Annotated in this window: 8 protein-coding genes; 6 read left to right on the top strand and 2 right to left on the bottom strand. The window is 72.7% G+C overall.

Translation table 11 applies throughout. From position 1 onward, the window contains the following. Nucleotides 1-107 precede the first annotated feature (107 nt). Together C1A33_RS14025 and C1A33_RS14020 are read right to left on the bottom strand one after the other, a co-directional pair. Entirely contained in the window at nt 108-1,655 is a 1,548-nt protein-coding gene (locus C1A33_RS14025) for an FAD-dependent oxidoreductase (RefSeq protein WP_243407530.1), read from the bottom strand. Further along, nucleotides 1,645-2,598 (bottom strand): PDR/VanB family oxidoreductase, encoded by a 954-nt coding sequence (locus C1A33_RS14020; protein WP_243407529.1) that lies wholly within the window; start codon nt 2,596-2,598, stop codon nt 1,645-1,647. The genes C1A33_RS14025 and C1A33_RS14020 overlap by 11 nt, the downstream gene beginning before the upstream one ends. A 223-nt stretch (nt 2,599-2,821) precedes the next feature. Here C1A33_RS14020 and C1A33_RS14015 point away from each other — a divergent pair, with 223 nt between their 5' ends. The 6 genes from C1A33_RS14015 (at nt 2,822) to C1A33_RS13990 (ending at nt 9,696) form a co-directional block, all read left to right on the top strand. Then, nucleotides 2,822-4,051, top strand: a complete 1,230-nt coding sequence (locus C1A33_RS14015; protein ID WP_101831961.1) for an acyl-CoA dehydrogenase family protein — start codon at nt 2,822-2,824, stop codon at nt 4,049-4,051. Between the two features lie 124 nt (nt 4,052-4,175). Continuing rightward, the gene (locus C1A33_RS14010) at nt 4,176-4,718 is read left to right on the top strand and encodes a PaaI family thioesterase (RefSeq protein ID WP_101831960.1); all 543 of its coding nucleotides are present in this window, start codon (nt 4,176-4,178) and stop codon (nt 4,716-4,718) included. Next, on the top strand, nt 4,715-5,743 hold the full coding sequence (locus C1A33_RS14005; RefSeq protein ID WP_115537951.1) for an alpha/beta hydrolase family protein: 1,029 nt from the start codon (nt 4,715-4,717) through the stop codon (nt 5,741-5,743). The genes C1A33_RS14010 and C1A33_RS14005 overlap by 4 nt, the downstream gene beginning before the upstream one ends. A 238-nt stretch (nt 5,744-5,981) precedes the next feature. Continuing rightward, entirely contained in the window at nt 5,982-7,196 is a 1,215-nt protein-coding gene (locus C1A33_RS14000) for an ABC transporter ATP-binding protein (RefSeq protein WP_101831959.1), read from the top strand. Nucleotides 7,197-7,359: 163 nt separating this feature from the next. Next, nucleotides 7,360-8,748, top strand: a complete 1,389-nt coding sequence (locus tag C1A33_RS13995; RefSeq protein WP_101831958.1) for an ABC transporter substrate-binding protein — start codon at nt 7,360-7,362, stop codon at nt 8,746-8,748. Between the two features lie 6 nt (nt 8,749-8,754). Continuing rightward, nucleotides 8,755-9,696 carry a metallophosphoesterase gene (locus tag C1A33_RS13990; protein ID WP_101831957.1) on the top strand — a complete coding sequence of 314 codons (942 nt, stop codon included), beginning with the start codon at nt 8,755-8,757 and terminating at the stop codon, nt 9,694-9,696. The last annotated feature ends 41 nt before the right edge of the window (nt 9,697-9,737 follow it).

Below are 9,737 nucleotides of genomic sequence, written 5' to 3'. Positions count from 1 at the left end.
CGGGTGGGTGGCCGCGGACGGATTGGGGTGGACGGTGACCATGAGGTCTCCTCCTCGACGATGGTCGTGGTGCGTCCCGGGCCGCGGTGCGCGATGCCCGGGACGGTTCAGCCGCCGCGGTTGCCGGGGGTGAGCACCCGCGCGGCCAGCGCCGGACGCAGCAGTGCGGTGGGTGGATCGACAAGGTTCACCACCCGCATCAGGGCGCGGGCGACCACGGGGTCGCCGTGCGCGCGCTGCTGAGCCCGGGCCGCGTATCCCCCGGTGATGCGTCCCCGCAGTCGGCGACGGCCGACCACCTGCGAGTAGCGCAGGTCGGCGGAGGTCGCCATGTCCCAGGCGACGTCCACGACGGGCGCGACCGCCTGGTAGAAGCGGCGCGGGAGCCCGGGCAGGCCGTCCGCGAGGGACGCGCGCAGCACCAGCGCCTGCTGGGCGGCCACTGTCATGCCCTGGGCGTAGAGCGGGTTGAAGCTGCACAGCGCGTCACCGAGGACGACGAGGCCCTCCGGCGGCTGGCGCAGCGCCTCGAAGTGACGCCGCACCGACTCCCGGAACCGGAACGGGACGGCGTCGGTGAGCGGCTTGGCCGTGCTGATGAGGTCGTGGACGTCCGGGACGGGCAGCGCGTGGGCGAACTCGAGGAAGCCGGCGTCATCGGTCGGCGGGTGCTGGCCGAGCAGGCCGGCGAGCGTCACGATCCAGCGCGAGTCCTCGGTGCGGGCCACGCCGGCGCCGACCAGTCCCGGCGCGGTGGCGACGATGACGCTGTTCTCGCCGTCGAGGTGCTCGGGGCGGCGCTCGTAGAGCCGGGACGAGTAGCCGAGGTCGACGGTGACCCGCGAGCTGGGCGCAAGCTGCTGGCCGGCGGCGACGAGCCAGTCCTGGCTGCGGGAGTTGCGTCCGCTGGCGTCGACGACGAGCTCGGCGGGCAGCACGGTGGTGTCGTCGGAGCCGTCCCGGCCGCCGCGCAGGCGCACGCCGGCGACGCGGACGGACGGGCCCGAGCCGACGGTGGCGAGGCCCGCGACCGCGGTGCGCGGGAGCACGCGCACACCGGGCAGCCAGGAGGTGCGCGCCAGCAGGACGCGTTCGAGCAGCGGACGGCTCGCGAGCACGGAGGTCAGCCCGGTCGACGTCGGATGGAGGCGCCGGCCGTACATGTAGTAGCGGCCGCCGACGAGTACCTCGCTGGTCGGCGCGCCGGCGGCGACCAGTTCGTCGACGATGCCGGGGTGCAGCTCCTCGACGATCTGCCGCCCCCGGTCCATCAGCGCATGCAGATGGCGGGCCTGCGGCACGCCACGGCGATCGCCGAACCCGCTCGCGGCCGGGTCGGTCAGGCCGGCGAAACCGTCGGCGTCGCGGCCGGCGGAGCCCAGCGGGCCGGTGGAGCCGTGCGAGCCGGTGGCGGCGGAAAGGCCGGTGGCGGCGGAAAGGCCGGGCAGATCGTCGCGGTCGATGATGGTGACCTGGGCGAACGTCTCGGTCAGGACGCGGGCGGCGAGCAGGCCGGCGACACCCGCGCCGAGCACGACGGCGTGCCCCGCGTCCCCGGACACCGGTCCGAGCGCGGAGATCGGTGTGTCGGCGGACGCGGGCCTGGACGCGGACGGGCGGGCGGAGGCGGCGCCTGGCCGGGGGTCAGAGGTCAAGGGTCAGCCGCTCCGAGCGCGCCCGCGACACACAGATCATCATCGTGGCGTTGCTGGCCCGTTCGTCGTCGGTGAGCACCGAGTCCCGGTGGTCGACCTCGCCGGCGAGCACGGGCGTCTCGCAGCTCGCGCAGGTGCCCTCCCGGCAGGAGGACGGCACGTCGAGCCCGGCGCGGTCGAGCGCGTCGAGCAGGGACTGCCCCGCCCTGACCTTGACGAGTCGGCCGGAGCCGGCGAGCAGCACCTCGAAGGCGCGCTGCTCGGCGTCCTCGTCCTGCGGTCGGGGGCGGAAGCGCTCGAGGTGCAGGCTGCCGACGCCGCGGGCGGCGAACGCCTTCTCGGCGGCGTCGAGCAGGCCCTCGGGGCCGCAGCAGTACAGCCGGGATTCCGTGTCGAGTTCGTCGACGACCTGCGCCACGGGCAGCAGCCCGTGGGTGTCCTCGGGCAGGATGTGGACCCGGTCCGGATGGTCGGCGAGTTCCGGCAGGAAGGCCATCCGCGCCCGGGCCCGACCGCCGTAGTAGAGCCGCCAGTCGGCACCGCGGCGGGCGAGCTCGCGGATCATCGGCAGGAACGGGGTGAGGCCGATGCCGCCGGCCAGCAGCCGGTAGGAAGCCCCGTCAACCAGCGGAAAATTGTTTCTCGGCTGGCCGACGGCTATTTCCGTGCCGGCTACGACCCGTTCATGGATGTACCGGGACCCGCCTCGCCCGTTTTCCTCGCGAAGTACCGCGATTCGCCAGGAACCCAGATCGTCCGGGTCCCCGCACAAGGAGTACTGACGGATCTCTCCGTCGGGCAGTCGAATATCGATGTGGGCGCCGGGTTCCCACCGCTCAAGTGCTTCTCCCCGCGGGTCCGTCAGCGCGATGACCAGCACGTCCTCAGCGGCCAGAGTCGCCTCGTCCACCCGCAGGACCGTCCAGCGAGATGCGGAAGTCACTCGCAAACCGTCTCATGCCACCCGCGTTCACAACCTCGATCAATCCAACGGCAATCACCCCATCGAAAACACCGATGGCCGGCGACCGACACGTCGGGTGGTCGCAACAATGGCTCGGCACACCGCGCAATTTCACCGTGCGCCGGGACCGCCGCGGCCGCACCGGAATGACTTCGGTGAAGCCCATGGACACGGCGCGCCGACGGACCTTGGGAGCACACCCGTGAGCGAGACCCTCCTCGAACCGGGCGAGGCGCACCTGCCGACCCCACCCGCCCCGGCCGGCGGCACCGCGCTGGAGGTGGCGGCGCGCACGGCGCGGTTCGTGCGGGAGACGGTGATCCCCGTCGAGCGGGAGATCATCGTCGACCGGCGGCCGGTGACCGACGAGCTGCGCCTGGAGCTGAACGCCGCCGCCCGCGCCGCCGGCGTGTTCGGGCCGCTCTCCCCGGTCGAGTACGGCGGGCTCGGGCTCGACTTCCGCGGGCAGGCCCACGTGCTCGGCGCCGCCGGCGAGAGCCTCGTCGGACCGCTGGCGCTGCACTGCTGGGCGCCCGACGACGGCAACATCCACCTGCTCGACGACGCGTGCACCACCGAGCAGCGGGAGCGCTATCTCGCCCCGCTGGCCAGCGGCGAGATCCGCTCGGCGATCGCGATGACCGAGCCCGCGCCGGGCACCGGCTCCGACCCCGGCATGCTGCGCACCACCGCCACCCGGGTGGGCGGCGACTGGTCGATCAGCGGCGCGAAGCACCTGACCACCGGCGCGGACGGCGCGGGGTTCACGATCGCGGTGGCCCGCACCGACGTCGGCCCGACGATGTTCCTGGTGGACGGTGACAACCCGGGCATGCGGGTGGTGCGCCGGATGCCGACCCTGGACTTCTCCAGTGCCCCGGGCGGGCACTGCGAGGTCGTGTTCGACGACTGCCGGGTCCCGGGCTCCACCGTGCTCGGCGAGGTCGGTCTCGGCCTGGAGTACGCCAGTGCCCGGCTCGCCCCGTCCCGGCTGACGTTCTGCATGAACTGGCTGGGCCTGGCGAACCGCGCGCACACCCTGTCGGCGACCTACATCACCGAACGGCACGCGTTCGGTGTCCCGATCGCCGAGCACGGACTGGCCCAGGGGCTCGTCGCCGACAACGAGATCGACATCGCGGCGGCGCGGGCGCTCGTCCACGCCACCGCCGCGACCCTCGACGAGCTCGGCGCCACCAGCTCGGCGGCCCGCCACGGCGCGTCCATCGCGAAGACGTTCGTCTCCGAGGCGGTGTGGCGGGTGCTCGACCGCTCGGTGCAGCTGTTCGGCGGGCTCGGCGTCTGCGAGGACTACCTCGTCGCCCGGTTCCTCGTCGAGGCACGCGCCTTCCGCATCTACGAGGGGCCGTCCGAGGTGCTGCGGGCCTCGGTGGCCCGGCGCGTGTTCCGCCGCGTCGGCCGCCGCGCCTGACCACCCGTTCCACGTCCGACCACCCGTTGGTCGGACCCATCCGCTGGTCGGACCTATCCGCTGGTCGGACCCATCCGTTGGTCGGACCCATCGGTTGGTCGGACCCATCCCTTGGGAGAACACGGTGAGCAACCCGTCAGTCCTGGCTCCGAACGCGTCCGCGTTCGCCGCCTTCGCCCGGCCGGGCGCGGCCATCCCGGACTTCGAGCACATCCGGCGCCTGGCCAACCAGGTGGTGCCGTTCGGCGCGTTCGTCGGCGTCGAGGTGACCGAGGTCGACGCGGAGCACGCCGTGGTGGAGATCCCCGACCGCGCCGAGCTGACCAACCAGATGGGCACGGTGCACGCCGGCGCCCAGTTCCTCGCCGCCGACATCGCCGGGGCCTGTGCGTTCGTCGGCGCGACGGCCGCGCGGATCGGGGAGGTGGCCTGGCTCGTCGTGCGCGACAGCTGGTCGTCGTTCCGCCGGCCGGGCCGCGGCCTGGTGCGCGCGGTCGCCACCGTGGAGGAGCGGGGCGTGCGCCAGGTGCTCGCCGCCACCCCGGGCCAGCGGGTCGAGCTCGACGGCAAGGCGCAACTGTGGGACGCCTCCGGCGGGCAGATCGCCACCTTCCGCTTCGCCTACGTCGCCGAGATGGTCGCCGCCACCGCGACCCCCGCGCCATGACCGAGACGACACCCACGCCCAGCCCTATCGCGGCGGACGCGACGGCAGCGGCTGGAGCGGCGCCGGCCGGGACAGCCCCTGGAGGCGGCAAGGGCCGGGACGGTGGCGAGTTCGCCGCGCTGGAGTCGATCACCGTGCCGAGCGAGGGCGGTGTCTCGTTCGTGCTGCGGGTGCTGCCGGCCGATGACCCGGCGGCGCCGGTGGTGTTGATCCTGCCAGCGATGGCGCTCAAGGCGAAGTTCTACCTGCCGATCGCGAAGGCACTGCGTGCCGCCGGGCTGTCCGTGGTGACGACCGACCTGCGCGCGCAGGGCGAGGCACGCCCGGGGCTACACGACCAGCCGACGTTCGGCTATCGCGAGCTCATCGAGGTCGACCTGCCCCGGGTGCTGGCCGCGGTGGCGTCCCGCTTCCCGGGTGTGCGACCCCATCTGTTCTGCCACAGCCTGGGCGGTCAGGTCGGTCTGCTGCACGCCGCCGCCGCGGCCGGCGAGGCCCGCGCCACCGCCGGCCGGGACGGCGATGGCGGCGGCCAGGTCGCCGGTGTCTGCGTGATCGGGACGGGGACCGTCTACTGGAAGGCGTTCGGGTGGCGGCGCTGGGCGGAGGCGCTGTACTCGATCCAGACGATCGGCCTGGTCGCACGGGTGCGCGGGTACTGGCCGGGCGGCATGCTCATCGGCGGTGCGATGCCGGGGCGGGTGATGACCGACTGGGCGCGGCATTCCCGCACGAGCCGCTACCGACCCCGTGGCACCACCCGCGACTACGACCGGCTGCTCGCCGAGCTCGACATTCCGGTGCTGGCCATCTCGCTGGACGAGGACCGGCTGGGGCCGAAGTCGAACGTGGACTTCCTGTGCGGCCGGATGCCGAACGCGCGGCTGGATCGCTGGCACATCACCGCCGCCAGCGGCGTCGCCCACCGCGACCATTTCGCCTGGGTGAAGGACGCCGCCGTCATCGGCCCGGCGGTGGCCGCCTGGATCCGTGAACGCCGGGTGCCCGGCACGGGCCCGGCATAGCGCACGGCGGCGGCGCCCGACGCTGCCGCGACGATGTCCTTTCGTGTCATTCAAAACTCCAATGAGGGGCGGTCACGGACGTTTTAGCCGTGATCCGTTCACCGCAAATACACCGAGCCATGCTGAACTTCAGCTGCTCGTCGACACCGAAATACTCGGCACGTACACGGTTCGGGCGCGGAAGTTCATCGATGACGGGATCTCGCGCTGGAAGCGCCCGGGACGTCAGGGGGAGTCAGTGAGTCGTATCACGGTCCGGAACGTCACCCGTCGCTATGGTGACACGGCGGCCGTCGACGGCGTCAGCCTTGACATCGCCGACGGCGACTTCCTCGTGCTGCTCGGGCCCAGTGGCTGCGGAAAGTCGACGCTGCTGCGCACCATCGCCGGTCTGATCGCCCCCAGCGAGGGCCGCATCCTCGTCGATGACCGGGACGTCACCGACACGCCGGCCCGCGGCCGTGACCTGGCGATGGTGTTCCAGAGCTACGCGCTCTACCCGCATCTGACGGTGGCCCGCAACATCGGCTTCCCGCTGCGGGCGCGGCGCCGCCCGCGCGCCGAGATCCGCGCCCGGGTCGCCGAGGTGGCGCAGATCCTGGACCTGTCGGCCCTGCTCGACCGGCGGCCGCGGGAGCTGTCCGGCGGTCAGCGCCAGCGGGTCGCGCTCGGGCGCGCGCTGGTCCGCGACCCCGGCGCGTTCCTCATGGACGAGCCCCTGTCGAACCTCGACGCCCAGCTGCGCACCGCCACCCGCACCGAGATCACCGACCTGCACCGCCGGCTCGGGCGCACCTTCGTCTACGTCACCCACGACCAGGTCGAGGCGATGACGATGGCGACGTCGGTGGCCGTGCTCAACCGGGGCCGCCTCGAGCAGGTCGGGACGCCGGCCGAGGTGTACGACGTGCCGGCCTCGGCGTTCGTCGCCGGATTCCTCGGCTCGCCGCCGATGAACCTGATCCCCGCCGACATCGCCAGCCGGGACGGCCGGCTGCACGCCGTCGCCGCGGGCGTCGACGCGCCGCTGGGCATCGAGGTGCCCCGCACCGCCGACGGCGGCACCGACCCGTCCGCGGGCCGCGCGGTGCTGCTCGGTGTCCGCCCCGAGCACCTGACGGCCACCATCGGCCCGGACGCGGCGGCGGGGCAGAACGGCTCGGCCGGACAGAACGGCTCGGCGGGACCGGACGCGGCGGCCGCGGCGCTGCGCGGCACGGTGCGCACCGTCGAGAACCTCGGCAGCGAGGAGATCGCGCACGTCGTCGTCGGCGACGGCGAGGTCCGGGTGCGAGTACGCCGCCCCGCCGGGCTCACCGCCGGCGACACCGTCGCCCTGCACGTGCGCCCCGAGCACACCCACCTGTTCGACCGCGAGTCGGGGCGCCGCCTCGTCTGGCGGCCGGACCAGCACACCTCGATTCCCGCCGCCCGGGTGCCCGTCACCACCTGACCCGACGCGCGGCGGGACCGGCCAGGCGCTCCCTGGCATCCCAGGCACACCCGGCACCCAGGCACCCAGGCACCCAGGCACCACACGCACACCGTCACACCGTTCGTCTCCACGTCTCGTTTCGCCACGCCGCCCCACCTTTCACGCCGCCGAGGAGCGACCCGTGAGAAGACCGTTCACCCGCCGATCACTGTCACTGGTGACGCTGGCGGCCGCGACCGCCGTGTCCGTCCTGGCCGCCTGTGGCTCCCCCGGCGGGGACGAGCAGACCAGCGCCTCCACCCGGGTTCCCGAGCTCGGCAAGGACCAGAAGGTCTCGATCGTCTTTGAGAGCTACAACTTCGGCCAGGCCGGCGCCTGGACGAACACGTTCAACGACCTGATCGGCAAGTTCGAGAAGGCGCACCCGAACATCTCCGTCACGGCGCAGAAGCCGAAGGGCTCGAGCCCCAACCCGGCGACCGACACGATCTCGAGCATCCAGAGCCAGATCGCCGCCGGCTCCCCGCCGGACGTCGCCCAGGTCGGCTTCAGCGACCTCGACTTCACCATCCACTCGCTCGGCGCGAAGCCGCTGGATGACCTGTTCGGCAAGGACGCCGTCCAGAAGAACTTCGACGGCGCGAAGTACCCGTACGCGCCCACCGCGCGGACCCTCGCCGACTGGGACGGCAAGACCTACGGCGTCCCGTTCGTCTTCTCCACCCCGGTGCTCTACTACAACGCCTCGCTGTTCACCAAGGCGGGCCTCGACCCGTCGAAGCCGCCGACGACCTGGGCGGATGCCGAGACGGCCGCCAAGACGATCGTCGAGAAGACCGGCAGCAAGGGCCTCTACCTCGACTGCCTCACCAAGACCGCCAAGGACTGGTGCTTCCAGAGCCTGGTCCGCTCCAACGGCGGCCGGGTCATCTCCTCGGACCGCACCACGCTCACCTACGACCAGGCCCCGGCCGTGCAGGTGGTCCAGGACGCGCAGCGCTACGTCAAGGAGGGCCTGACCCCGGTCCTCAGCCAGAAGCAGGCCTACGAGAGCTTCGCTCGCGGTGAGATCGGCATGTTCCTGGAGACCAGCTCCATCCAGGCGACGTTCGTCAAGGGTGCCAAGGGCGGCAACTGGGACCTGCGCGCCGCCCGGATGCCGAGCTACGGCTCGAAGCCCGCGATCGCCACGAACTCCGGCGCGTCCCTGTTCGTCCTGTCCAAGGACCCCGCCAAGCAGCGGGCCGGCTGGGAGCTCATCAAGTTCCTGACCAGCGAGGACGCCTACACCGAGATCTCCAGCAAGATCGGTTATCTGCCGCTGCGGACCGGTCTCGTCGACGACCCGGCCTACCTGCAGGCCTGGGCCAAGGCGAACCCGCTGATCGTTCCGAACATCGCCCAGCTCGACAAGATGGAGCCGTGGGTGTCCATCCCCGGCAACAGCTACCTGCAGGTCCGCGACGGGATGATGGACGCCGTCGAACGGTCCGTCTATCAGGGCGCTGACCCGCAGTCCACCCTCACAGCGGCCCTGAAGCAGGGGGCCGCCCTCATGCCGAAGGCCTGATTCCCGATGACGACGACCGGACCGGCCGAGTTGACCCTGATCCAGGTGAGTGACACTCACCTCGTCCCTCGCGGCCAGTTGGTGCATGACCGGATCGATACCTTTGCCCTGCTGGAGACGGTCGCCGCCGCGGTGGCCGCCTCATCCGGTCCGGTCGCCGGGATCCTGCTCACCGGGGATCTCGCCAACGACGGCGCACCCGAGGCCTACCACCGGCTGCGCTCCGTGATCGAACCGCTGGCCGAGCGGCTCGGCGCCCCCGTCGTGTACGCGATGGGCAACCACGACGAGCGCGCGCCCTTCCGCGCCGAGCTGCTCGGCGGCGCCCCCTGCGCCTCGGCACCCGGCGCGAGCACGGGGACGGGCTCGGGCGCCGGCTCGCCTGCGGCCAGCACCGGGCTTCCCGAGGACCCCTGCGACCTGGTCCATGACATCAACGGCCTGCGGATCGTCGTGCTCGACTCGACGACGCCGGGCCGGCACGACGGCTGGCTCACCGACGCCCAGCTCGGCTGGCTGGCGGAGGTGCTCGACACGCCGGCACCGCGCGGCACCCTGCTCGTCGTCCACCACCCGCCGCTGCCCTCCCCCGTCCCGACCGCCCACCTGCTGCGCCTCGCCTCGGCGCAGCGCCTCGCCAAGGTGATCGACGGTTCGGACGTGCGGATGGTGCTGTCCGGGCACTCCCACCACGCCGGCGCGGGCTCCATCGCCGGCATCCCGGTGTGGATCTGCCCGGCCCTCGCCTACCAGGTCGACGGCCTGCCGCCGGCCGGGCGGCACCGCGGCCTGACCACCGGCGGGTTCAGCCGCATCGACCTGATCGACGGCCAGTTCGTCGCGACGGCCGTGCCGCTGGAGGACTGCGGCGAGCTGTACAACCGGGACGCGGCCGAGTGGATGGAGTTCATCCGCAGCGTCACCCCGACGACGAACCCGGCGGCCTGAGCCGTGTTCGTCGAGGTCGCTCCCCCCAGCCTGCCCGCCCC

The organism is Frankia canadensis (assembly GCF_900197875.1).
GTDB lineage: Bacteria > Actinomycetota > Actinomycetes > Frankiales > Frankiaceae > Frankia > Frankia canadensis.
Note: the sequence above shows the minus strand (reverse complement) of the source record. Positions and strands in the feature narration are given on the sequence as shown.